20 protein-coding genes are annotated in these 24,760 nt (G+C 67.5%); 1 reads left to right on the top strand and 19 read right to left on the bottom strand.

What is annotated here, in order from left to right:
* Window positions 1–10 precede the first annotated feature (10 nt).
* The 8 genes from ACQPY0_RS00810 to fxlM (ACQPY0_RS00775) all read right to left on the bottom strand — a co-directional run bounded on the left by ACQPY0_RS00810 (window position 11) and on the right by fxlM (ACQPY0_RS00775) (window position 12,190).
* Complete coding sequence (locus tag ACQPY0_RS00810; protein WP_432983051.1) at window positions 11–3,709, bottom strand: NACHT domain-containing protein; 3,699 nt, start codon at window positions 3,707–3,709, stop codon at window positions 11–13.
* Between the two features lie 629 nt (window positions 3,710–4,338).
* Entirely contained in the window at window positions 4,339–5,577 is a 1,239-nt protein-coding gene (gene fxlM / locus ACQPY0_RS00805) for a methyltransferase, FxLD system (RefSeq protein ID WP_432983048.1), read from the bottom strand.
* Window positions 5,574–5,975, bottom strand: coding sequence for a VOC family protein (locus tag ACQPY0_RS00800; RefSeq protein ID WP_432983045.1), 402 nt, complete (start codon window positions 5,973–5,975; stop codon window positions 5,574–5,576). Before ACQPY0_RS00800 ends, fxlM (ACQPY0_RS00805) begins: the two co-directional genes overlap by 4 nt.
* Before the next feature lie 116 nt (window positions 5,976–6,091).
* Window positions 6,092–6,871, bottom strand: a complete 780-nt coding sequence (locus ACQPY0_RS00795; protein ID WP_432983042.1) for a thiopeptide-type bacteriocin biosynthesis protein — start codon at window positions 6,869–6,871, stop codon at window positions 6,092–6,094.
* 13 nt (window positions 6,872–6,884) lie between these two features.
* Entirely contained in the window at window positions 6,885–7,964 is a 1,080-nt protein-coding gene (locus tag ACQPY0_RS00790; RefSeq protein ID WP_432983039.1) for a lanthionine synthetase C family protein, read from the bottom strand.
* A complete protein-coding gene (locus tag ACQPY0_RS00785) occupies window positions 7,961–10,702 on the bottom strand; it encodes a lantibiotic dehydratase (RefSeq protein ID WP_432983036.1) in 2,742 nt (913 codons plus the stop codon). Before ACQPY0_RS00785 ends, ACQPY0_RS00790 begins: the two co-directional genes overlap by 4 nt.
* 73 nt (window positions 10,703–10,775) lie before the next feature.
* Window positions 10,776–10,931 (bottom strand): FxLD family lanthipeptide, encoded by a 156-nt coding sequence (locus ACQPY0_RS00780; protein ID WP_432983033.1) that lies wholly within the window; start codon window positions 10,929–10,931, stop codon window positions 10,776–10,778.
* Window positions 10,928–12,190 carry a methyltransferase, FxLD system gene (fxlM, locus tag ACQPY0_RS00775; protein ID WP_432983030.1) on the bottom strand — a complete coding sequence of 421 codons (1,263 nt, stop codon included), beginning with the start codon at window positions 12,188–12,190 and terminating at the stop codon, window positions 10,928–10,930. Before fxlM (ACQPY0_RS00775) ends, ACQPY0_RS00780 begins: the two co-directional genes overlap by 4 nt.
* Window positions 12,191–12,731: 541 nt before the next feature.
* Between fxlM (ACQPY0_RS00775) and ACQPY0_RS00770 the strand changes: the two genes are divergently transcribed.
* Window positions 12,732–13,049 (top strand): hypothetical protein, encoded by a 318-nt coding sequence (locus ACQPY0_RS00770; RefSeq protein ID WP_432983027.1) that lies wholly within the window; start codon window positions 12,732–12,734, stop codon window positions 13,047–13,049.
* On the opposite strand, the gene ACQPY0_RS00765 is transcribed toward ACQPY0_RS00770, so the two are convergent.
* The 11 genes from ACQPY0_RS00765 to ACQPY0_RS00715 form a co-directional block, all read right to left on the bottom strand.
* Window positions 13,036–13,710 carry an HAD family hydrolase gene (locus ACQPY0_RS00765; RefSeq protein ID WP_432983024.1) on the bottom strand — a complete coding sequence of 225 codons (675 nt, stop codon included), beginning with the start codon at window positions 13,708–13,710 and terminating at the stop codon, window positions 13,036–13,038. The genes ACQPY0_RS00770 and ACQPY0_RS00765 overlap by 14 nt on opposite strands.
* A gap of 129 nt (window positions 13,711–13,839) precedes the next feature.
* The gene (locus ACQPY0_RS00760) at window positions 13,840–14,388 is read right to left on the bottom strand and encodes a flavoprotein (protein ID WP_432983021.1); all 549 of its coding nucleotides are present in this window, start codon (window positions 14,386–14,388) and stop codon (window positions 13,840–13,842) included.
* Window positions 14,385–15,809: a hypothetical protein gene (locus ACQPY0_RS00755; protein WP_432983018.1), complete on the bottom strand. Its 1,425-nt coding sequence runs from the start codon at window positions 15,807–15,809 to the stop codon at window positions 14,385–14,387. The genes ACQPY0_RS00760 and ACQPY0_RS00755 overlap by 4 nt, the downstream gene beginning before the upstream one ends.
* Before the next feature lie 324 nt (window positions 15,810–16,133).
* Window positions 16,134–16,697, bottom strand: a complete 564-nt coding sequence (locus tag ACQPY0_RS00750) for a GNAT family N-acetyltransferase (protein ID WP_432983015.1) — start codon at window positions 16,695–16,697, stop codon at window positions 16,134–16,136.
* Entirely contained in the window at window positions 16,690–18,135 is a 1,446-nt protein-coding gene (locus ACQPY0_RS00745; protein WP_432983012.1) for a helix-turn-helix domain-containing protein, read from the bottom strand. Before ACQPY0_RS00745 ends, ACQPY0_RS00750 begins: the two co-directional genes overlap by 8 nt.
* Before the next feature lie 216 nt (window positions 18,136–18,351).
* On the bottom strand, window positions 18,352–18,837 hold the full coding sequence (locus ACQPY0_RS00740; protein WP_432983009.1) for an NUDIX hydrolase: 486 nt from the start codon (window positions 18,835–18,837) through the stop codon (window positions 18,352–18,354).
* Window positions 18,834–19,958: a DegT/DnrJ/EryC1/StrS family aminotransferase gene (locus ACQPY0_RS00735; RefSeq protein ID WP_432983006.1), complete on the bottom strand. Its 1,125-nt coding sequence runs from the start codon at window positions 19,956–19,958 to the stop codon at window positions 18,834–18,836. The genes ACQPY0_RS00740 and ACQPY0_RS00735 overlap by 4 nt, the downstream gene beginning before the upstream one ends.
* Window positions 19,948–21,027 (bottom strand): zinc-dependent alcohol dehydrogenase, encoded by a 1,080-nt coding sequence (locus ACQPY0_RS00730; RefSeq protein ID WP_432983003.1) that lies wholly within the window; start codon window positions 21,025–21,027, stop codon window positions 19,948–19,950. Before ACQPY0_RS00730 ends, ACQPY0_RS00735 begins: the two co-directional genes overlap by 11 nt.
* Window positions 21,024–21,629: a deoxynucleoside kinase gene (locus tag ACQPY0_RS00725; RefSeq protein WP_432983000.1), complete on the bottom strand. Its 606-nt coding sequence runs from the start codon at window positions 21,627–21,629 to the stop codon at window positions 21,024–21,026. Before ACQPY0_RS00725 ends, ACQPY0_RS00730 begins: the two co-directional genes overlap by 4 nt.
* A gap of 593 nt (window positions 21,630–22,222) precedes the next feature.
* Window positions 22,223–23,191 carry an aminoglycoside phosphotransferase family protein gene (locus ACQPY0_RS00720; RefSeq protein WP_432982997.1) on the bottom strand — a complete coding sequence of 323 codons (969 nt, stop codon included), beginning with the start codon at window positions 23,189–23,191 and terminating at the stop codon, window positions 22,223–22,225.
* A 93-nt stretch (window positions 23,192–23,284) separates the two neighbouring features.
* Window positions 23,285–24,742, bottom strand: a complete 1,458-nt coding sequence (locus ACQPY0_RS00715) for a transcriptional regulator (RefSeq protein ID WP_432982994.1) — start codon at window positions 24,740–24,742, stop codon at window positions 23,285–23,287.
* Window positions 24,743–24,760: the final 18 nt, after the last annotated feature.

Below are 24,760 nucleotides of genomic sequence, written 5' to 3'. Positions count from 1 at the left end.
GCGATAGCTCCTAGATGCGGGGAACTTTCGGAATCCACGCTTGATCGAGGACAACCCGCTCCAACATGTCTTCTTTTCTCGCTGTCGATTGAGCCCACTCAGCAATCTCGACCCACCGACCGGGATACAGGGCGGGTTCGGCAAGGATTGCCGAGAGAACTTCCAGGACGGCCGGGTGGACATGCTCGCTTTGCGGGTTGACCTGGGACTGCGGTCCGAGTGCGGCCAGTCCACGGAGTAGCACGTCATTCGGGCGCTCCAGAAGACGGGCCGTCACGGCTCGAGCGATAGGCCATGAGGCGGCTTGAGGACTCGCGAGCTCGATAAGTGTGGAGTCGCTCAAGGGAGCGAGTGGATCGAGGCTGCGCAAACTGCTCGCGAAATGCGTCGTCAGCAGTGTGGTGCGTGGTGAGCACCCCGCAACTGATTGAAAGGTTCGGCGCCCAAGGCGACGCGGTATTGGAGTGGCGCCGAGTCGGCTTGAGGATGCTGCAAGGGCAAGGAAATCGTCATCGGTCGTGCGCTCCATGATCGCGTCTATCCGATCAAGGTTGTCGATCACGATGCCTTCGTCGGCGGTGGCGAGCAGCCCAAGAGTCCATGTGCGGCGTGAAAGAGCATCACTGTAGGCGTCGTGAGTAGCCTTCCACCAGTCGGCGTTGGGCAGGCGACGAAGGGCGAGGACGAACGAGCCATAGTCAATATCGTCACCGAGTAGCTGTCCAGACGGATCGAAGGACCCTGACGCGATGGTATCTCGTATGGCGGCACCGATGATCGCGATGTCCGCCGCAAGCCAACACGGGCCGTGGAGTCGTGCGAGTTCCCGGGCTGGATTTTGCCAAGGTTCTGTCGTGCCCTTCTGACCCATCGCCCGCGCGTTTGCTGCACGTTTGAGCCGGGCGTAGCTTCCATTGTTGGTGACGAGCCAATTCCAGGCCGCTGCCCGCGATGAGCGATCACGGTCGTTCAGCCAGAGGTGCTCGGTGGGAATTCGTGGGCCGTCGCGGTATCCGTCCTGGAGTTGGAGGAACCACTGGGGTCGCATAGCTCGTAGCAGCGCACCAGCTTCGCAGGTGCTCGATGTGGTGGTGTCGGAACATTGGCCGTCCAGTACCGCTCGAAGCAGGGTTGCGGTGCGGTTGGATGACGGGCTTGGGGAGGCGCCGACGGCGAGCGCTGCTTGGCATGCCTCGGGGGTGTCGAGGGTGACGGTGTCTGCGTCAGGAGGTAGTAGCCGGGGTACACCGTAGTAGGCGCCGATCTTCAGCCATGCAATTTCGTGTGGCGTACCAAGGGCGGACTTTAATTGCGGAGTCCACCATGCCACAAACTCGTTTCGGTCCAACGGTAGGTGACGGCGAAGAATCCGGACCGTCGTCTCTGCGAGCGCACCGTCGGGCGCGGCCTTCAATGATTGCATTAGCGCGGCGGACATATCGTCGCCCCCGACCCTTCTTCCGAGACGAGGAAATGCCGAGGATTCACTGTGGTCGGCAATCAGCCGCAGGCTTAAATCGTCTGTCAGGAGGCGTACCACGTCGCGCTGCACAGCCAGCTTATTTGCGAAGATGCCGTCGCCGAGAAGCGCCCATATCGCAACTCGCTCTTGCAGTGGGTGGCGCCTGTCCGCGAGTGCATCTTCGAGCCCGTAACGCAGGCCGGCCAGTTCATTAGGATTCGCGAAGCCCGCATAGAATCGAGCTGTGTTAAGCCAGTAGGCGCGCTGGATGAGCTGCCGAAGGACATCCTGTTTGGGCAGAGGATCACGGCGGTCCTGACCCGCCCATTCGGCCAAGAATCTGGCAGCAAAGTACTCTCGAACGGGCTGGACAGCAAACTCGAAGGTGCCATCCTCCTTGCTGGTTAATGCCCAGAATCGGTCCGTGACAGCATTAAAGAGAGCGGCTATCTCGTGCTCCGGACCTTGCGTGCGACGAAAATAGATCAAGAGGATAGTCTTGATGTCGTCCAAGATCATGCGCCCTGCGCCGGGCTCGAGCTCCACGCCAGATTGCATGTACCAGCCGAGAAACGATGTCACTTCCTCAACGCGGGGGACCTGCTCTCTTTCGATCTGCTCTCTATTAACCTCGCGGTCGAGGAGGGTTTCCATATATGTGGTATACAGTGGTGTCCGTGCCACTGGCACGGCCTCGCCCTTCCTGCTGATCAGGAACAGTAGGATGGTGAGCTGCATGGGATTGTCGGCGAGTTGGCCGACATGATCGACAGCGGTGCGGCTTTGGAATATTCGGAGAAGTTTACGGCGCTCGGCTCCGTGGATGTCATTGACATCGCACCACTTGTCCATGAAGGCACGCTGAAGCGCGGGTGACAAGGGCTCCAAGCGGAGCGTTTGGAAGATGTCCTTGTCCGGCTCCGGTAGAGAGGATGCATTCGGGCGCGCGGTCACAAGGATCTGAAATCGACGAAGGTTGCCACTAGCTGCCATGCGCGTCGCTGTTATGTCGATCTGATCGACGATGATTCGACGAAGCGCCAGGTCAGCCACTTCGTCGAGGCCGTCGAGGACAAGCAAGGTGGGATACCGCGCCAGCAGGCTTTGGACCTGCTCAATTGTTACGCGGCGACCGCCGCTATTCGCCGAGCAGAATGCAGCGAGGAAAAGCTCGAGGCTTCGTTCGTCTCGCCTGCGCAACTTCGGCCGCCCTTGCGGCTCCTCATCGCCGAACGGATCGTGCCCGGCCAGCCATAAAGCATAGTCCTTCAGATCGATCCGGATCGGAAGTTTTGGGTCGGTTAGGGATTCGTAGTCGACCTTGCGGCTGTCAAGCATGTCACCGGGCAGGATCGCCGCGCGGTGAACCTGCGTAAGGTACTGGCTGAGCGTCGATTTCCCTTGTCCAGGAACGCCGAGCAGGTATGTCAGCGGAACGGTGGTCTTGAGAAGATATTCGACAGCCCCGGACGCCTCTTGTGTTTCGTAGTCTTGGGTACTCAGGAAGCGCTCTTGCGCATTTCGCGGCGCAGCTTGCAGTGTTGCGCGAACGTCGACGAACAGGTCTGTGATACTGATTCTGTCGAGATCAACCTGCGAGAACCTAATCCGTGAGTCATCACGCCATTGGCTCGCCATGACGTGGAGGACTGTTTCCCGCATCGCGGCAGCGTCGCCCTCGACTTGCGACCCATGGATAAGGTACCGCATAGCCTGTGTTCCGGCGAGCATCTCCTGATAGGACCATTTGATTGAGTCCGGAGCTAGGTCCACTTCCGCATCAATATCGGCTTGCCACCAGCACTCAATCGGAACCTTAAGCTCTTTGCTGTACTTCTCAAGATCTTTCTTGAGTTTTTGCACGCTCCCTGTGCCGGTGGCCGTTGTCGTGCCTGCCACCGAGGTCATAAGGATGTATAGCGATATGCGTTTTTCCTTGACCAAGCGCTCAATCTTCTTGCGTTCGCCGGCGATCGCGTCGGCAAGCCAAGTTGCAGGATCTTGCTCGACCTTGCTGCTCCATTTGACCTGATAGATGATGTCGCCATGTGAGATCGCGTCAATGCCTTCGTCCGCCATGCCCACCGGAAAGCACTGGACGTGATCATACTTGTGGCGAAGCAAGGCGGCACACAGTTGTTGAAATTGCTTTTCGCTGAGCCGCCAGTAGAGGTATTTGAAAGAGTTGCCTGGTTGCTCGGTGGCTGGCTTCGGTCCTGCCGACCGACGCGGTTTGCTGGTCGTCATGGCTCGGCTCTCCTGCCATCAGATCTCGCAGTTCGGCAACGCAGGGCTAGGCGCATGACGCGAAGCAGAACGCCTTCAGCAGCAACGCCGCAGTTCCCCGGGTCGCCTTGCCGAACGGGCGTTTTCCTACCCACCATGGCTCTGCCGGCGGCATCCGGACCCCGGCACCCGAGGATACCCATGTACTGCTGAGATCCCGCAGCCGCACCGCGACGAGCTGCAATGTTCCCACACGAGCTATCGCGCATGACCCACCACCAGGTAGGCGGAGGTTCGCTGCGTACCTGGCTCGCCGCGGTGCCGGCACCGGTAGCGATCATCCTCCCCATGTATTGTCTCGCAAGCCACAGAATCGTCGACGACGGGCACCCCGCCGCAGTGGAGGATCCGCTGAGTCCGTATCTACCCGACAACCCGCCTCCGGTCCAAGCGCTCCCACCTCGCTACGTCCCGGACGTAACGATCATGGCAGGTTAGTCGCGTAGAACGATTGGCAGCCGCGGCGGTTGCGGACGTCACGTACACCGATAGTGCGTTCGGAAAGCTCGATCAGGGCACAGCCGCGGCCGTAACGGCGGCGGACTCCCGCGCTGTCGTGGTCTTGCCGCTACCGTAGTTCCCGCGAATGATCAGCAATGCCGTCGGCTGCTACCAGGCCAGGTGATCACGATCTGGGTGTGGCGGCGGGCCACGACCAGCCGGAGCTGCTCCGTGGGAGGCAGTGCGGTGCCAACGGGGTACACGGTTACGGCCGGGCGGACCCCGGCGCGGTGTAGCCGGTCCCAGGCGGCGATCAGGTTGATCAGGTCGCTGGTCAGTGTGGTGGCGTCGGGGCCGAAGCCGTGTGCGCCGCATTGCCACGTCATGTCGTCGTGGCGGCGGGTGGTCAGGTAGGCGAAGCTGCCGTGGGTGAGCAGGGTGGGGCAGAAGAACCGGTCCTGCGGGTCGAGCAGTCCGGCGGTGCGTTCGCGGTCGATGTTGAGTACGCCGTAGGGGCGGGGCTGGCTGGCCAGCCACAGGTGCAGCGCCTCGAACGAGGCGTCCATCGGGAGGGTGACCGGTGACCACACGTCGTGGCGTGGCCCGTTGAGGGCTGCTCGGAGGGCGGCGATGTTGACGTCGGTCGTCGGGTCGTCCAGGACGAGGACGGCGTCCTCGCCGCGCAGCGCGAGCCGCCGGGTCGGATTCTGTCCGTCGCCTTGCATCGGGACGAATCCGCATTGCAGGGACGCGGTCGCGGCCAGGTGGTCGCCGTCGCGTTCGAGGGTGAGGCAGCGGGTGTTGGCTTGCATCCGGACCGGCGCGACCAGGATGCCGTCTGGGGCGAGTTGTTCGGTCCAGGCGGGTGGGATGTCGCTGGTCTCGACGGTGACGAGGATCGCGTCGTACGGGCCGCCGGGGGCGTAGCCGTACTCGCCGTCGGCGTGCACCACGCGGACCTGCCGGTACCCGGCCGAGGCGAGCGTGGCTTGTGCGTGGGCGACGACCTGCGGGTCGATGTCGAGGCTCACCACGGTTCCGTCGGGGCCGACGAGCTCGGCGATCAGCGCGGCGTTGTAGCCGCCGGATCCGATCTCCAGCACGCGGTATGCGGGCCGGATGCGGGCGGTCTCGAGCATGTATGCCTGCAACCACGGTGCTGAGATCGAACTGGTCGTCTTGCCGTCCGGGCCGCGTTTGGTGACCACGATGTTGTTGGCGTAGGCGACAGTCAGGTCCGTGCCGTCCGGAACGAACACCTCGCGCGGTACCCGCCGCACCGCGGCCTCGACCGCGGGTGTGGTGATGAAGCCGGCCGCGATCAACGCGTCGGCGAGGCGTGCGCGGAGGTCGGCGGCGGACACCAGCGGCTGTGCAAGGTCGGTCATGCGGCACCTGCTGGGATGTGGACGATCTCGAGTCGGGAGCCGTCGGGGTCCTCGGCGAAGACGGCGTAGTAGCCGTCCATGTAGTCGTAGAACCGCGGCTCGTGCACGATCGTCCCGACGGCGTCGACCACCGTGCGGAACACGGCGTCGACCAGGCCGGGCTCGTGGACGTGGAGGGCGATGTGCTGCAGCCCGGGCCGGCCGTGCCGGTGTGGTGCGGCATCGGCGCCCTCAACGGCGTAGACCAGTACGTCCGGGCCGTCGCCGGCATATACGAGGGGGCTGCTGAGACCGCCGCGGCGTTGATAGCCGAGTACCGCGAGCACAGCGTCGTAGAACCTGCTGCTGCGGCCGAGATCCGCAGCGGTCAGCGCAATGTGATGCACCGTGATGGGCACAGTCGCTCCTGCGTGGCTCGTGAAGGTGATGCGTGCCGTCGGTTGCGTAACGACGGGCGAAGTGCGTCCGTCGTTGGGTCTGTTCGGCGCTGGTGGCTTCGGCTTGCTTCAGGTGGTCATTGTCGGTGTAGTGGCGCTGGCGCGCTGCCGAAGACGGCTTCTTTTGCGGCTTGCGCCAACGTGGCTTGCGTTTGGGCGGGCAGGCCCATGCGGTTCCAGTGGAAGATCACGTGCAATGCGATCACGTCGCGGAGTCCGCGGGTGAGCTTGCCCGTCTCGCGCAGACGCCTCAGGTCGGTGCCGGCATCTGCGAAGGCGGTATGCCAGTCGTCGCGGGTGCGGGGGTTGCCGAGCAGGAGGCGGCGTGTGTCGCTGGTGAAGTGTTCCCAGGTGTCCTGATCGACGGTGGTGGGTCTGTCAGCGTATCGCGCGCGGTGTTCCAGGGCTTTTGCCCAGACGTCGCCTTGTTCATTGAGGTCCAGCGCTGCCGCTCGCATGAGCGCGGTGCACAGGATCAGTGAGCGTTCCCGCCGGTCGGTTGCGTGTTGGCCGAGGTGAGTCAGGAGGTGGCGGCTGTCGCGGTGGAACAGCCGGTGGGCGGCGGCCATCGCGTCGGTGCCGCCGAAGGCATGGGTTTCGGGTTCGTAGATGTCGGTGGTCCAGGTGACGCCGTTGGTGAGCAGCTGGTGGGCCCGGTCTTGGTGACTGTGGTTGTCGGCGGGCAGGTAGCGGATGCGCCAGGCGCCTTTGCGGATGAACCACCAGCCGGTGATCAGGCCCGCGGTTTCGGCGGCGGGTAGCACCCGGCTGAGGTGGGCGACCGCGTGCTGTTCGCATGCCTCGGGGGTGGGTCCGGGGTAATTGATGTTGACCTGTTGCCACGGGTGTTCGTCCATGGTGGGCCTTTCGTCAGGTGAGCAGGAGGCAGGCGTCCCATGCGGTGGTGGTGGTCGCGGCGGCGGCGAGGTCGGCTCCGGTGGTGCCGTCGAGGAGTCCGGCGGGCTCGCCGGCGGCGGGGACGGTCTGCCGGTGGAGGTGCTCGAGTGGCGCGACGGGGATGGGGGTTCGGGCGTCGGCGTGGATGCGCCGGGCGGTGGCGAGGAGCCCCGCGGTGCCGTGGCACAGACTGCGGTCGACGATCCGCCGAAGCTGCGCCGGGTCGGTGATGCAGCTGGTGAACGCTGTTTCGGCGAGGTGTTGGCGGGGGGCGTCTTGCAGGGCGTGTGCGGCGAGTTGTTGGGCGCGGGCGATGCCGGGGGTGCCGTAGCACCAGGACGGGCGGAGCGGGGTCTGCTGGGTTGGTGTGCCGCGGTGGAGTTCGGTGCGGGTGAGGGTTTGCGGCCACCAGGTGCTGCTGCCAGCGCTGGTCTGCTGCCAGGTGTCGAGCCATCGGCAGATGCGGGTGATCGCCGCGGTGTGGTCGTCGACGGTGATGCCGTCGCGGAGCGTGAGGGCGAGCAGTGCGAGTGGGCCGGTGATGCCGTGCGCGATGCCGAAGTTGGCGTGGCCACCGGCAGGTGGTGGCTGGTTGTGTTCGGGTCCGTTCCAGCACCACCAGCCGGGGAGGCCGTCGATGGGTTCGGTGAGCCGGACGAGGTAGTCCAGGACGTCACGGAGCAGGTCGTGGGCGCGGAGCCGGCGTGCGACGACGCCGAGCCCGGTCAGTCCTCGGATGAGGTCGTATTCGGCGTAGTGCGGCTGCTCGTGGAGGTCGATGCGGCGGTGCGCGGCGTCGAGGCGGCGCCGCGTCACCGTGGCGGTGCCGTCAGCGGCGATCGCTCGTGCTTGCTGGAGTTCTGGGCGGTCGGTGGCGGCGAGGACGAAGGCGAGTGCTGGGGCGCCGTAGAAGAGGCTGGCGCCCCCGCCGGTCGTGACGCCGTCGGCGGTCGCGGCGCGCAGCGCGGCCAACGCGGCCGGCCAGTTGCCGGTTTCCAGGTGCAGCATGGCGATGCCCGTGGCGCCGCCTTCCAGGGACTGTCCGGTCGTCACCGTGGACGCCGGGCGGGGACGGCGCGGGCGATCGCGCGGGCTAGGCGGAGGCAGTGCCGTTCGGAGGCGGTGTCGACGCCGATCATGCGGGCGTGGTGCAGGTGCAGCAGGTCCGCGAGGACCTGGTCGGGGTCGAGCCCGTCTTGGCCGGTCAGGAGCCGGTAGGTGGTGAGCGCTTCGGTGAGCTGGGTGTTGTGGAACGGGGTGCGGGCGGGGGTGAGCTGTGCGGGGTCGAGGCGGGGGCCGGTGTGGTGGGGTGCGTGGTTGGCGAGCCAGGACAGGCCGTGGCCGTCGGTGAAACCGTCGGCGATGGTGATCATGCCGGCGGCGGTGGCGGCCTGCCGGTCGCCGGTCAGCCGGGCGAGTGCGGCGCGGGAGTCGGCGGCGAAGACCGTTTCGGCGGCGGCGAGTGTCGCGCCGCGGCCGTGCCGGGTCTCGGGCCGGTAGGGGTGCAGGCTGTAGTCGGCGAGGATGCCATCGTCGTGGAGTTCGTGGGCCCAGCGAGCGAGCTGGCCGGTGATGTCGGTGAACTGGCCGGCGTCGGGGATCGGGATGCGTAGCCGCAGGTGGGGCTGGGGGTCGGGGTAGCGCAGGTACCACCAGCCCGGCGGTAGGTGGTCGGCGGGACGTTCGGCGAGGTCGAGGAGCATGCTGTCGAGGCGGCCGTACAGGTGCGCCTCAAGCCATGGTGACTGGCCGGGGCGGTGCTCGACGGTGCTGGCGGCGCGGGCCGGACGGGGCGGCTGGGTGGCTGGCGTGGGTTGCGTGAGGGTGAGCAGGATTTCGGCCGGGCGGTTGCCGATCCAACCTGCCGGGCCGGGTGCCTCGGTGACGACGGTGCGGTCGCGTCGGTCGAGGTGGCTGCGTAGCACCGCCAGGTGGGCCTCGTCGTCCAGGTCAAGGCGCAGCTGCACGTCGTCGTCGCCGACCAGGATCTGCTGCGGCAGCCGGTGGCGGTCGCGGTGCCAGGCGTCGCGCCACTGCGGCCACCCAGCGCTGCGGTCGGGCAGTGCGGTGCGGTCGATGATCCAGCGGGCGGGACGCAGGATGGTGCGTCCGCGGCGCAGGCGGGGCAGGAACGGCAGGCTCTCCGCGTGGCCCCAGTCGAACCGGCTGCACGGTGCGGTCCACGCTGCCCAGATCTCGGTCAGGAACCGCAGCAGCGGCTGCTGCAGCCCGGCCAGAAGCACGCTGTTGAACACCAGCGGTTCGACGGGCCGGCCGGTTGTCTGCGACACCAGCCAGAGCCGCCGCCCATCGCCAGCCACCGCTAGGTCGTCCAGGGCCCATCGCGGCTGCGGGTGGAACTCGCCGAGCGGCAGGACCGGCAAGAGTTCGGGTGCCCGCGCGACCGTGGTCAGGCGGGCGTCCAGCGGCGGCCCGGACAGCTGCACGAGATCCGCACCCGGTAGGGCGGTGGGCAGCTGCTGGTAGACCCGCTGAAACGAGGCGAGCTCGGCTGGGTTGAGCAGGTGCAGGAACCGGGCGGCGCCGACGCCGGCGTGGCGGGCGCCGCTGGTCACCGTGAGCGTGAACGCGCCGCGGTCCAGGTCGCGCAGGGTGTCGGCGGCGAGGGTGAACCGCAGTTCGCTGTGCGGGGCAAGTGGCCGGTCGTCGTCGCCGCGGAGCTGGGCGATGAGCGGGTCGTCGAGGACGACCTCGGCGCAGCCGTCCAGCGCGGCCTGCTGGGCGAGGCATCCGAGGAGCCGGTCCCGGGCGGTGAACGTCGCAGGGACGCGGCGGGTCGAGCCTCGGTAGCCGGCTGGGAACCCCAGGACGGTGAGCACGTGGCGGATCGGCACGGCCGCGCCCGGGCCCCACCGCTCGATGAACGCGTGGTGGTATTCGGCCCATCCGGGCAACGGCGGCGTTAGCGCGACGAGCGTCGACGCGGCCCGGCCCGCCTCGTGCAGCACTGCGGGGGGCATCGTCACCGTGGCGTCGACCCGAAGGTCAACCGCGACCCGACTTGCAGGATCCGGCATCGGCTGGGAACGGGAGGTGCGCGGGGCGGGGTCGGTGACGGTCATCGCCGGGCGCAGCGACGACAGCAGCACCCCGGCCCGGACCAGGTCGGCCAGCAGCTGCTCGGCGTGGCGCAGCTGGTCAGGGCCGGCGATCTTCGCGGCGAGTTCGGCGAACCCGACCGGGGCGGTCGCCGCCTGGATCGCGGTCCGGACCGGGCCGGTCAACCGGACCTCGGCATCCCAGCGTCGGCCGTCCTCAGCGCGAGCGCACGGCACCACCCAGGTCCCTCCGCGTTCATACCCGAGCGAGTTCGTCACCACCGCGGCGGTGCGCAAGACAGTGAGGTCCTGTTCGGCGCGTGCGGTGTGCTCGGCGATGGCCTCGCCGTCGGGGCGGGCGACCGCGTGGTGTGCCTCGCCGAGGCGCACGGCCGCGTGGGCACCGAACTGGACCGGAGCGATGCCGGCGAAGGTCCCGAACGGGGTGGCGCGGGTGGTCCAGCGCAGCAGGTAGCGCAACGCGGACTCGGTCAGCCGGCGAAGCCGCTGCTGCGGGAGAGGTTCACCCGTCACCGCCCGGGTGATCCGTCCGGCCAGGTCGGGCGCGGCGACGGTGACGGCCGTGGCGAACCCGGGCAACTGCCACACCTTGCCCAGCCACTGTCGAAGATCCTCGTGCCGGGCGGCAGCGAGGTCGGGCGAGGCGGGCAGGGCCAGGTCGCGCGGATACGCGGCCAATCGGATCAGCGCCGCTCCAGCCGCGGGAATCATGACGCACCACCGAATCCGACGGGCCCGGCGCGCATGGCGCCGGGCCCGTCACCTGAGGTACAGCGGATAGGGGTCAGCTACCGGCGTTGCAGTTCGTCGTGCAGGCGTTGGAGCCCGTGTTGCCCGAGCCGCAGCCGTCGCCGGTGCCGGTGGCGTAGCCGGTCGCCGCGGGACCGGCGTCCACGAGCGTGACGTCCAGCTGGAACTCCTGGTTCTCCGTGTCGTTCACGTGCGTGTCCCTTCCTGTGCGGGGGTGGTGGCGAAGGTGAGGACGATGCGGCTGTGCCGCTTGTCCAGCACCGTCCCGGCCGGCAGGTCGCCGTCGGGAGTCCCAGCGGGCACGACGTGCAGCACCGGCGACGGGCTGCCGGCGTCGACCCACGCGCGCATGTGCTTCACCATCCGGGCGGCGGCCGCGGCGGCGTCGGGCCCGTGCGCGCACGCGCCCAGGTCGAACAGGTCGTCGGTCCAGCGCAGTGCGGAGCGGTAGGCGAACGTGCCGTCGTCCAGGACGGCGGGGGTGCCGAAGCGCCAGGCCGGTGCGACGATCCCGGCGTCGACGGCCTCCTGCTGGGCCGTGAGGAGGAAGAACAGGTCCGTCTCGCCGGCGAGGCGGCCGGCCAGCCACAGGTCCAGATCCGCCAGCACGGTCCTGCCGGGCAGGCTGACGTCGGCCCACGCCTGCTCCCGCGGCTGGGGCAGCAGTCCGCCGATGATGCCCGGGTCGACCTGCTGGCCCTCGTCGAGGCGCAGGTGGACACCGTCTGCGATGTCGACGTAGCGCATCTCGAACGCCCCGGCGCCGCGCATCGACACGAACCCGCACAGCCGCTGGCTGCAGCTGACCAGCCGGTCACCGATCCGGCGCAACGCCCATGACCGGGTCATGCCGAACGTCCGCAACGGCACGACCATGACGCCGTCCGGGGCGAGCTGCCCCGTCCACGCGGGCGGGATGTCCCACGCCCCGACCGTCACGATGATCACGTCGAAGGTGCCGCCCGGGTCGAGTGGCTGCTCCGCGTCCGCGCACACCACGACGACGTCGCTGTAGCCCGCCGCCGCGAGGCACGCCGAGGCCCGGTCGGTCACCTCCGGGTCGATGTCGACGGTCGTGACCGAACCGCTCGGGCCCACCAGCTCACGCAGCAGCGCCGCGTTGTAACCACCGGAGCCGATCTCCAGCACCCGCCGGCCAACCAGGCCGCCGTCGATGGCGTCGGCCGCCTGGCCGAGCATCTCCGCGATTAGCCACGGCGCCGAGACCGAGCTGACCGGCTCATCGCCGATCTGCTTCGTGATCACCGGATCGTTGGCGTTGTACGCCGCCTCTAGCGGCACGCCCGGCGTGAAGAGGTGGCGCGGAACCGCCCGCAGCGCCGCCTCGACCTCGGGCCGCATCGTCAGCCCCTTCGCCGCATGATCAGCAAGCAGCTGATCGACCATCGCAGCGTGGAGACCCTCGCTGCTCACGGTCTCGACACTCATGTCAGCCCCACTCTCCCTTCCATCGGCATCGACCAAACTTGATCGGCTACGGCGCTCACATCGAACTCGAACTGGCCATGCCCGCGTGATCCGCCAACCCACCGCCTTCTCTTCGGCGGTTGGTACCTGAGCCGACGTGGGGCGTAGGCATGCTTCTCGAGCTGAACATTGTGGCCCCGCTGAGCACGCTCCAACGCCTTCGATCAGCGGCAAAGAGTCCAGTGTCGGGCCACGCAGATCATCGCGCGGGCGATCGGCAGCGGCCATGCACAATCGCGCATAGTGATCATGCGTAGGCGCCGCGAGGCCATCGACTACGGAGCCGGCCAACGGAACATGCAGACGCAGTTGATCAACGCTCTGGACAGCCATCCGCGCCAACATCGGTGCACGGCTGTCGGCGCCCAGATGCCGTAGCTGGTCCGACTCGTACGAGTCGAGCACCACACTGTCCCTGAAGCCTGGTCAGCTACCGGGCGAGGAGTAGTGCCCATCCAGCCCTATCCGGGCCCTGTTCTACAGCCAGCCCTTCCCGGGCATCATGACCTCCGAGCACCACTTTCGTGCCGTCGACGCCAGCTACACCGGTGCACCCGCCGACTTCTTCGAACCCGACAAGATCGACTGGATGTCGCTCGACGGAATCCGATCACTCATCGACGAACGGGGAATCGTCGCCGCCACGCTCGACGCGCTGCCGTACCTGCTCGCCGAGCGAGGCGGTACAGGAACAACGTGCCACGGACACCGAAATCGTCGACGCCGTCCTGAACTACCTGACGTCGCGCGCCGCCGTGGTGCGCACCGGCACCTTCACCGCGCGCGCTTGTGGTCCTCGGAGTTGTTCAGTCGCAGGTGAGTTCTTTCAGGCGCGCTGGTAGGTCCTCAAGGGATTCGATCCGAAGGTGCGCTTGTTGCGCCTCCGGCTGGTTGGCGTAGAAGTAGCCCCATGGGCCGCGCCGGATGAACACGGTCACGAGGCCGGCGTTTGCTGCGGGGAGGATGTCGTTGTCGAGCCGGTCGCCGACGTAGGCGATTTCGGATGGTGCGCAGCCGGCCGAGGCGATCAGGGCGTCGAAAAACGCCTGCGAGGGCTTCTCGGCGCCCCAGTCGTCGGAGGTGGCGATGAGATCGGCGTCCAGGTGGAGCTCGCGCAGGAGGCGGCCGGCGCGTGCGGTCTGGTTCCCGGCGATGCCGACGAAGTAGCCTGCTGCCTTGAGGGCGGTGAGGCAGCCGCGGACGTCGGGGTAGAGGTCGCGGCCGTTGAAGTGTTCGGCGAGCCCGGCCTCCTCGCGTCGCCGGCGCTCCGTTGCCAGATCGAAGCCGGGGCGGAAGTGCTGGAACGTTTCGCGGTAGTCGCGTCCCTGGGCGATGGTCTGCCCGAAGACGGCTGAGAAGGTGTGGCGGGGCACGCCGAGCCAGTCGGCCCAGGTGCCGTACTCCGTGGATTCGTCGACCAGGGTCTCGCCGACGTCGAAGTAGACGGCACGGATCGGGCCAGATGGGATGCGGTCGTTCATGCGCTCAGGGCAGCCAATCGCTCGTCGAGAAGTTGTACGGCCGGGTCACTGTCCCAGGGATGCAACCGACTTGTCGCCGTATCGTCTCCGGTTGCCGGACTGGATATTCCGAAATGGGTATCGAGCAGGCTACTGCGTGGACAAGGCAGCGAGGGCGAGATGCCAGGGAAACGCGGCGATCTGCTCGTCGCCGGTGCCAGGTGGATGCGGTTCCCATTGCCCCGGGCCGAGCAGAACGCGCACACCTTCGGTACGCAGTAACCTGACCGCGTTGCTGAACGGCAGGCGTGAAGCTAGAGCCGAGTTGACGAACGGCAGGATGACGACCGGCACCTGTCGGCCGATAGCCTCGGCGACGACGTTGAGCGCGTAGGTGTCGTTGATTCCCAGCGCGAGCTTGTTGATCGTGTTGTAGGTGGCCGGCGCCAGGATGATCGCATCAATGGGTGCCGATCGTGCGGTCCGTGAGCCGCTCGGTTGGAAGTCCCAGCGCACTTCGGTTTTAGTGAGGTCGGCCAAGCGTGCAACGTCGAGGAATCCGACGCCTGCCGGAGTCGCTACAATTCGAACCGTCCAGCCAGCTTCGATGGCCAGTGCAACGAGCCGGCCGACCTGCGGCGCGGGCCCGGCGCCGCAGACAACGATGCACAGTGACCGCTGACGTTCGTTGTCGGTCACGAGTCGATGCCTATCGAACAGGAATAGTCACGAGCGCGGCGCTGCACGGGGGCCGGGGCACGTTGCGCAAGAGTATTGATCAGCGAGTGGGCCGGCCGCCGGCTACGGACCTCCTCCGGGGCATGCCGCTCAGCCGCCTGGATCGCGTCCAACGCTCGTTCGTATTTGCCCCACTGCGTCAGTGCGCGTGCAGTGTCGAGCAGCACCACTGCGCGCCGTTCCGGCGCAGCCAGTTCGCGAAGGTTGATCGTGGACGCGACGTCGACCGCGGCACCGGCGTCACCGAGTTCCACGGCGACCGCTACTCGATGGGCGAGGACGTTGGCTGGACCGAACGCCGTCCAGTTTGCGTTACCGTCGCCGCCGCCGACGCGTTCGGCGGTAGCGGACGCTTCGTCGAGAAGCACGCCGGCACGAGCTCGGTCCTCGGCGTGCGCGGCGGCGACCGCTCCGCGCAGGAGAAGCGCTCCATACACCGCGGCCTCATCGTCTGACGGGGTTCCTACATCCCGCATCATCTGAGTGGCTGCCGTGGAGGCGAGGTTGGCAGCCTGGATGAAGTGTCCTGCCGCCATCAGGCCGTGCACAACGGCGCGCATGCTGCTGGCGATGATGATCGGCGAACCGTGCGCCTGTGCTGCGACGATGCTTCGTTCGGCCGCAACGGCAGCGAGTGTCGGCTGGTCTGACTTGAGCAGGAGACCGCTGGCGACTTGGTATGCCTCGGCGGCAAGACGGTCGACAGGCTTGTCCAGCGCGGGGTTCGCTAGGTCGGACAAGATCGACGGCAGCTCCTGCAACGCCTGCCCGTAGGAGCTGTGCTGATAGGCCGATCGCACTCTTCGGACGCGTGCAGCGAGCACACGCGCATTCGCGGGCGGGTTCGCGGTGGCCGCCACATGCGAGAAGGGTGAGGCAACGACAGTGATCAGCGTTGCAAGCAGGGCGCGCCGTCGCAAGTCGTCGCCCTCCTCTACAGGTCCGCCATTGGATGCAGGCAGTTGGCTCGGTGCTAGTGCACAGCGGGCTGACGTCTGTGGCGTGCCCAATCGCGCATGGTTTTCGGTGCGGTGCCGGACTGATGGCTCCTGGTCGTGTGCTGCATCTTCACCGTAGGTGGATGCAGGTGGCGAAGCCAATCCGTCCGGAAATATTGGGGTATGCCTATCGGTAGCCGTTGGTGCCGTGCGTGATGCGGCGTCTCGACCGTTCGTGATCGGGAGATCGAACCACAGCAGGTGAGCGGGAATACCGAGCAGTCGCGCCCAGAACGCCAAGCGGGCGATGTGGAGCTCGGGTCGGCGAGTCTCGATCTTGCTGATCTGACCTTGAGACATGTTCACCCAATGCCCGACGGTCTCCTGTGAGATCGGGACGCCATGGTGAGGATGGTGACGGTATGCGGCGATCAGTTGCCCCATGTGCTGAGCTGCCGCAGCTGCCTGTATCGCAGGGTGCTCCCAGAAGCTGGCCGGTACCGTCGGCGGCCGTTGACGGAGCTGGCGAACGACAGGCTCGCACGACGCGCAAAAGTCAGCGGTGTTGTCCCGGGCCAGCGAAGCTCGGCACCGCGCGCACCGACGGTGAGCTACCGGCGGCATGGATGACCCCTCACCCCATGTCCATGTGCACGATGCGGTGAGTGTACCTGCGCCTATGCGTGGTGCGGAATGATCCATATGTGTCGCCACCATCCCCGGAAGGCGGCTCGACGGAGCCTGCTCGGCGGTCGGTCGGCGGACAGTTCAAATGGCTCCGGCGCGAAGCGGCAGGAGTAGTGCGTCGTAGTTCGGCGAGTCCGGATATGGCTGGAGTTTGCCAAGCTTGGTCCAGCCCCATTTTGCGTATGCGGTTTGGGCGGCGGTGTTGTCGTCTCGGACGAGGAGGGTTGCGCGATCTTCTGGGCGGTTGCGCAGAAGTTCGTCGTGGATGGCGCGGGCGATTCCCAGGCGTTGTAGCTTGGGGTGCACCATCAGTTCGCAAAGCGCGAACGTGCGGTGCCCGTTCTCAGCGATGGCGTCGGGATCTACCTCTGTGGTCAGCCCCTGCCACCAGCGGGCGCCTGCGGGTAGCGCGTAGCCGAGAGCGAGACCGGCAGGCTCGGACTTGACCGTTGCAGTGACCAGTTCGAACCCCGGCGAGCGCATGTATCCGCGCACGCGTTGCAGAAAGCGGTCCGGGTCGTAGAAGACGCTCGAGATGACGTCTGCGTGTGTGGCCGCATAGATCGGCGCGACGACCGATTCGAGGATCTGTTCGGCGTCATCGGCTGAGAAGTGGGCAAACGTCAGGTTCTGCGAGTCAGTCATGTGAAGCCGCGATCGAAGTGAGCATGTGACGAGCTTCGCAGACGGCGGGGTCGTTCGCCGCCTTCGCGGGTACTGCTTCGACCACGTGTTGAGCTGAGCGGCGGATCAGGGCGTCGTGTCGCAGTGGGGAGGGCAGGCTGGTAAGCGTCCGGGTGGTGTGGCGCGCGCCTTCGATCGGATCGCCGGCCATGACCAGGCACGTGGCTCGATGGAGTTCGATTTGTGCGCGTCCTTGATAGAGCTGCGTGGGGTAGAGCGCAAGCGCGGCCTCTTGGGCCTGGGTTGCGCGGGAGGCGTCGCCAGCATGGGCGTAAACGAAGCTCGCGACGTGCAGCAGGCGCTGCTGACTCCAGCCCCACTGCGATCGCCGATCGTCAACGGTCGCTGCCCCGAGGCGCTCGAACGTCGCCTCGAGGTCGCCGAGGGCTCGGCGGGCTTCGTTGTGCTTTCCCAACTGGGCGAATCCTTGAGCGCGTGCGGCGTAGCCGCTGGCGGCGCCGGCGGTGGCGTGTCCGTCCGAGACGGTCACCGCATCTTCAGCCATCGAGAGCGCAGTCGACACGGGCAGGTCGTCGTACAACGCGAACACCGCACGTCTGCCGCGGATGCGGGCCTGCAACGCGTGGTCCGTCGTCTGGTCGGCGGCGCGTACTGCAGTGCGCCAGAAACGCCGGGCCGGTCCGGGTGAGTCGGAAGCGATGAGTGCGATGGCCGTGAGCGCGCTGAGTTCTGCGCACACCCGCACCAGACGGTTACGGAGTTTGTCGTCGGCCTCGGTCAGTCGTGCGTGCGCCTCATCGAGGTCGACGAGGAGTTCCGGAAGTACCGTTGCCGGAGGCACGACGCCTACCTCGCGGGCGTATTGCCAGGCGGTGCGTTCCCATTCCTCGACATCGCTGGGAGTGACCGGCGCCCGCAATCCCCGATCGACATTCCGGCGCACCGCCTCCATGCGATCGTCCACGGGGAGCGCACCGCGGGCAACGCCGAGCGCCCCGACGATGCCGTACAGGACTGTTCGTCGGTACAACGGCTCCTCCTCGTCATGGGAGCCCGCACGGCCAACACCGTCGGAGGACTTGGCGGCATCGAGGCCGGACGCCAGGCCTGGCGGGTTTGGCTCTACGACGATCGAGGCGTCCAAGGTCGGCTGCGTGAACCAGAGCAGGTGGGTGGGGATGGTGAGGAGTCGTGCCCAGTGGATGAGGCGGTCGATGTTGTGTTCGGGTTGGCCGGTCTCCATGCGGCTGATCTGGCCTTGCGTGACTCCTACCCACCCGCCGACGATCTCTTGGGAGATGGGGATGCCGTGGTGCGGGTGCCGGCGGTACGCCGCGATCAGGCGGCCCATGTGGCGGCGGCGGGCAGCGTCGAGAATGGTCGGGTGGGACCAGAAGTCTGCAGGGACGGCTGGTGGGTGCTGGCGCAGGCGGTCCACGATGCTGTCGCACGGGGCGCAGTAGGCGCCGTGGTTGTCGCTGGCCAGCGTTGATCGGCACCTTCCGCAGCGGCGCCGTTCGTTTGCCACGAGTCGACCTCACCATCCGTCAACGTCGCTGATGCGGTGAGTGTAACTAATTCCAGAAGGCTCCGCGGCAACGCCGATCGCGATCTGTTCGAGACTCGCGCGGTGCGGTGGTCGGCCGCGACAGGCTCAACGTTGTGTGTTTGCCCAGGTAGCGGCGGCGGTCACGAGGTCAGGAAGCTCCGCGGGGGCGGGCAGGCTGGCAAGTTCGGTGAGGGGGACCCAACGGGCGCCGCTGACCTCTTCGAGCTGGGCGGTGACTTCGTTGCTGACGGCGCGGCAGACGTAGACGAAGTCGATGTGGTGGTGCTCGCCGATCTTGCGGTCGCGGACCGGCATCTCGATGATCGCCCACGGCGCGGCATGCGACGTGACGGCTGGGTGCTGGAACGTGGGCGCGCCGAGCACGACCGCTTTGACGCCGGTCTCTTCAAGGACTTCGCGGACGGCGGCCTCGGCGGGGTCCTCGTTGTCGTCGATGTGGCCGCCGGGGTAGAGCCAGAGACCGACCTTGTTGTGGTGTACGAGCAGGACGCGGTCGCGGTCGTCGAGGACGACGGCGGATGCGGTGTTGTGCCGGATTCCGCTCGTGGTGGTCGTGCCGGTGTCGGTCATGAACGCTGCCCTTCGGCGAGGTTCCGGATGCGGTCAGCAACCCACCCTAGTGTCTGGTCGGTCATGGCCGGGTGTACCGGAAGGTGGAATGTCGTGGCGGTGAGCTGTTCGGCGTTCGGGCACGGCGTGGCGTAGGCGGCGAACCGCGGGCGCTGGTAGAGCGGGCCGTAGCCGAACCGGATCGAGTCGGGCGGCAGACCCGCCGCGGTGAAGCCTTCCGCGATACCCGCGGTGTGGTCGGGCGCGGCGGTGAGGACGAGGGCGTAGTAGTTCGGGGCGTCGTCGGCGCCGTAGCCCAGCTCGCGCAGTCGGCCGTCCGGCGGGAGGGCGTTCAGCAGCCGGGCGGCGTTGCGGCGCCGGGTGGTCAGCTGGTCGTTGAGCTGGCCGAGGCGCCGGTGCCCGATCGTGGCCAGGGGTGCGGCGAGCTTGTAGTTGACGCCGTGGTGATCGCCGCGGAGGTGGTCGAGATGGGTGTAGAAGTCGATGCGGTCGGCGAGGTCTTCGTCGTCGGTGAGGATGAAGCCGCCTTCGCCGGTGGGCAGGAGCTTGCGGTCGTGGGTGGAGAAGCAGCCGATGCGGTGCTGGGTGCCGGCGTAGCGGCCGCGGACGCGGGTGCCGTGGGCCTGGCAGGCGTCCTCGATGATCGGCACGCCGGCGGCGGCGAGAATCGCGGCGGCGGCAGTGTCGTCGGCGGGGTAGCCCCACATCGGCAGGGTGAGCGCTGCTCGGGTGCGGTTGGTGACCTTCCGCGCGACGTCCTGCGGATCAACGGCGAGCGAGCCGGGGACGGTATCGACGATGACCGGGGTGGCGTGGCAGGTGAGGATCGGCATGGCGGTGGCGATCGGCGCGGTCGCCGGTACGAGGACCTCGTCGTCGGGGCCGACGCCGACGGCGACGAGGGCGGCGTGCAGGGCGGCGCTGCCGGAGCTGACGGCGATCGCCCGCGCGACGCCGAACCAGGCGGCCAGGGCCTGCTCGTACTCGGCCAGGATCGGCGCGCCGCCGGAGAGCCGGCCGTCGCCGAGCACGGCGGCGAGCGCGTCGAGCTCCCCGTTCGCCGGCGGGGTGTATCGGTCGTCGACCGGGTGAGCGGCGTCGTAGTGCAGGTCAGTGGTCATAGGTGAGCACCACCTTGATCGTGTCCTGGGGCCGGTCGAGCAGCAGTCGGTAGGCGTCCGGCGCGTCGGTGAACGGGATGCGGTGGCTGATCAGCCCGTCAGTGCGGACGCGCCCGTCGGTGATCTGGGCGCGGGCGGTGGCGTCGAGCCGGTCACGCGTCCACAGCGGGTGGGAGCGGGCCGGGCAGTCGTTGATCGTCATCGAGGAGAGGATGGTGATCCGGTTGCGGTGGTACTCCTCGCCGAGCCGGAGGCCGGCCTGGTCACCGTGGTAGGACGCAACGGTCGCGACCCGGCCGCCCTTGCGCAGGCAGCGGATCGCCTCGTGCAGCCCCTGCAGAGAGCCGGACGCCTCGATCGCAGCGTCAGCGCCGTCGGGTCCGACACGATCACGGACCTGCGCGGCGATGTCGGTGCCGTCAGCGAGCAGCGCATGAATGCCGAGTGTTTCGGCGGCCTGGACGCGCAGCGGGTACCGGTCGACGCCGATCACCGCGGCGCCGCCGAGCTGGGCCTGCTGGGCGGCGAGCAGCCCGACCGTGCCCAGGCCCATCACCACGACGGACTCGCCGAGGAGCAGGCTGGCGTCGTGGACGCCGCCGAGCGCGACCCGGGCAAGGATGAAGAACACTGCCTGTTCCGCCGTCACCCCGGCCGGCAGGCGCCCCGCGACGGCGGAGCGTTCGTGCAGGACGTGGCCGCTGGCGTGCGGGCCGTCGACCGCGATCAGCTCGCCGACCCGAACGCCGGAGACGTCCCGGCCGATGGCGGCGACTTCGGCGATCGACTCATACCCGGGCGCCACCGGGTATGCCCGGCCCGGCCCGTCGAGGTAGAGGCGCCGCTGGGGATCCCAGGTCCGGTGCAGGGCGGCGGCGGTACCACGCAACCAGGCGAGCTCGGTGCCGTGGCTGATGCCGGACAGCACCGTGGTCGCGTACACATCATGGTCAAACAGCGGAGGCAGCTCGTCGTCGAGCAGCTCGACGGCGCCGGGCTCGGTGATGAACAGGCGTCGGCAGCGCAGGATGGTCGCCCCGGCGGCCGGGGCGAGGATGGGACGGGTCATCGGGTCTCCACGAGGGTCAGGACGTCGCGGACCTGGTGGGCGAGGTCACGGACGGCGCGGTCGTCGAAGGTGTCGAAGCGGTCGGCCGCGATCGGCAGTTGTCGGCCCGGCCAAGCGGCGAACGCCGCGTCGAAGGCGGCCGAGAGGCCGCTGAGGTAGTCGTCGGTGAGGCCGGCCTCGAACACCCGGCCTCGGGCGCGGATCCGAGTCTGCAGCGTGCCGGTCGGTGCGGACATGCCGATCAGCAGGTCTGGCGTCGGGACGCTGGTGGCCCACACGTCGACGGTCGCCGCGACCCGGACGGTATCGCTCGCGTCGAGTACCGTCGCGGCGAAGATTGTCTGCTTCAGCAACGCCCAGTCGGCGACCACGGCACGCCCCCCGTCCAGGAGGACGGCGATCTGCCGCAGCTGCGCGACGCGCAACGCGACGAACGTCAACTCCACCTGCAGGGCCAGCGCCGGGTTGGGGTCGCCTGCGGCGAGTTCGGGCAGCAGCTGATTCGACTCGTAGGGGTCCAGCACCGCTACGGCGTCAAGCGCGGCGGCCAGCCGCGTGGCAAGGGTGGTCTTGCCCACGCCGGTCGGGCCCTCGACCGCCACAAATCCTCCAGCGAACACGACATCCTCCGGTCAACGAAGTGGTCGACGGGCCTCGATGGAACCGAATCATGTCTCCGCAATGCCGCTGCCGCCATGACAAGTTGCGCATGGTCACTATGCATCGACACGCGTCCCGTTCGGCCGGATCGCGTAACGGCGTCGGTTGAGATCTATGGAACCGAGCGGACCCGAGTTGCAGCAGCGTGCAACCGCTCGGGATCGTGGTCCGCATTCACACAGGGTGCTGCTCGAAGCAGCCCGCGCGGGACTGCCCACCGCCGGGCTCGCCAAGCGGCTCAACCCCCGCCGAATGCCTAGGCACCACCGTTACGCCGAAGACATCGGTGTGCTTCGTGACGTTGCTGGCCGCGAACCGACGCCTAGCGTCGCGGTCGAACGCGCCGCCGGGCTGTGGCCCGCAGGCATCCGCGGCCGCGCCGCCGGACCGCCACTCACCGGGGCGAACGCTGCCGTGCCGGTCTGGCAACGGGCCCGCTCACCCCAACGATGATCATGTCTCCCGGGCAGGGTCGAGCGCGTCGCCGCCATCCGCAGACATCTCGAGGGCGGTCGCTACGACGCCGCGGCCATCGCTACCCGGCTTTCCTGTCTTCCGGGCCGCACGCACGCTCGGCTGGGAGTGGGGCGGCCGGGCGGGGCAGATCGCCGAACGCCGTCCACCGCAAGCTGATGTCGCCGGTGCGGACCGACCGTAGCCGTAGCTGGAACTCTTCAGCCACACCTGGAGCGCTGGCCAACAGTGGTACAGCGGCAGCGATCATCTTCAGTTCGCGTGCTTCTTGGAGCAGGGGCCAGGCTGGGTCCTGGGTGATGTCGTAGCCGTAGGAGGCGGCCAGCTTGCGGTGTCCGCCGGTAGGGCCAAAGCGGATTTCGTTGGCTGGTGGCGGAACGAGGTCGACCTGCCATGGTCCGATGCAGGTCGCGTCGAAGTCGCACAACAGCACCCTGCCGGAGGCATCGCGGAGCAAGTTTCCCTCGTGCGCGTCGCCGTGTACGAGTCCTGGTTTGACGTTTGCCGCGAACTGCTGCAGGCGAGGCTCGAGCCGGTCGCACCAGGCGAGCAGATAGTCCCGGTCGCTTTCGGCGAGTCCCTCCGCGTCGTCAAGTCGGTTTCGGGCGTCGCCGATCGGATCCCACGCCGGTAAATGCAGTGGCGGGGTGCCGAGGTGATGGAACGCACGCAGTGCGACGCCGAGGTCGCCTGCGTTAGGGCGAGGCTCGTGCGGTGCGACGTAGCGCCACACGGTGGCGAGTAATTCCCCGTCGGCAACAGGTTGCTCAACACCTGCGGCGAGCCGGATCGCCGGCGCGTCAACCTCCTCGAACCAGACGCCGAGCGCCGCGACCTTGTGCACACGCGCGTGCAATCGATGGGTGCGGGTGATCCGTACGACCAGACCGGCGGCCGGCAGGGCGAAGACGGCGTTGTTCGTCAGGCGCAGCAGGTGTGCGTCCGCGTCGTGGACGTGGAGCTGGTCGCAAATGTTCGCGAGGGCTTGCCGCATGGCCGTCTCGGTGAAGCGGCCGTCTGTGCCCGTCATCCGACGGAGGTGGGCTGCGGGAGAGCCCGTACGAAATCGGCGACCTCCCGCCGAAACGGGCGAGCGAGCGGTTTGTAGTTGGAAATGGTCATATCAGGCCGAGGTGGTGGGTCGTGTTGGACGGTAGGCTCGGTATGCGTCGCGGAGGTCGTTGGCCTCGGGTATGCCCGCTTGTTCAACGCCGTGGAGTACTTCGGTTGCGCGCCACCAGTTCGAGGGCACGATGCGGCCGGAGGTTACTGCGGTGAGGGCCTCTGCGGTGGCTTCGTCGGGTTTGTTGGCGGCGATGAGGGCCAGGCCGAGGTCGAGGCGTGCTGACGCGATTCGGCGGGGTCTGGGTACGCCGCCCGGATCGTTGACAAGTTCCTTGATTGCGGTGCGTGCGAACTCTTCGGCTGCTGGGTCGCCTACCCATGCAAGCGTTGTTGCTGTGTAGGAGATCGCCTTGGCGGGATCGTAGCGGTAGTGGTGTTCGGGATTCTCTGGCGTCGGCAGGTTGTTGACGAGTTGGGCTACCCGGGTGAGGGCGTCACGCGTTTCGACGGGGCGTTTCATCCGCGCCCATGCACGGCCTTCTTGGGCGGTGGCCTGGATTAGTGCGGAGGAACCGACCGGTGCAATTGCTTGTGCTCGCTGTGACAGTTCCAGTGCATCGCGGTAGCGGCCGATGGTCAGGACGTTCCATGCACGTGTCTCGTAGCACCATGCAGTGATCTCGTCGTAGTTGGCATGTCCGGCCATCTGCTCGGCGGTGACGAGCCATGCGTCGGCGGCGTCGCCTTGGCGCAGGTCGACGTGCAGGGTTGCGGCAAGTAGAGCCAGCCCGCCGCCGGTGATCAGCAGGGTGCGCCGCTGGGAGAGCGTCATACGGGCGTCGGTCAGGCTGGTGACGTAGCCGAGATGTCGCCTCACCCGCGAGAGGAGTTCGGCTGGCGGCGTTGCCGCGTAGGCCATGGCCATGCGATCAGCTACGTGCTGAAGTCGTGTCAGCGTTCCGCTGCTGACGTCGCTCGCTTCGATTCTTCGGGCGAGTTCGATCGCTTCGCTCTCCGCATCGAGGGCCAGCGGCCGTGGGTCGTTTCTGGCATACGCCCGGTCCATATCCTGCTCGTGGTCGGCTGGCTTCGCCGCTGCGTGAGTGAGTACGGGTGGCGTCGTGCCGGGCGCTGGCTCGAACCACAGCAGGTCGTGCGGGATGTGTAGGAGTGTCGCCCAGAACCGCAGTCGGTCGATGTGTTGTTCCGGCGGTCCGGTCTCCATGCGGCTGACCTGCGTCTGCGACATGCCGGCCCATTCGCCGACGATCTCTTGCGCAATGGGAGAGCCGTGATGGGGATTGCGGCGGTAGGCGGCTACGAGGTTTCCCATGTGCTGCCTGTGCGCTGCCGCCTGGATCGGCGGATGATTCCAAAATTCGGGCGGCAGCACCACCGGTGGATGCCGGCGCAATGCGGCGACGAGTGATTCACACGACGTGCAGTAGCCACCCCCGTTGTCCATGGCGAGTGGCGCTCGGCAGCGCGCGCAACGGCGGCGATCCATGGCCGACATGGGACGGCTCCTCACTCT

Origin of the sequence: Dactylosporangium sp. CA-233914 (assembly GCF_050942935.1) — a bacterium.
GTDB lineage: Bacteria > Actinomycetota > Actinomycetes > Mycobacteriales > Micromonosporaceae > Dactylosporangium.
This window is presented reverse-complemented; position numbering and strand designations above follow the sequence as displayed.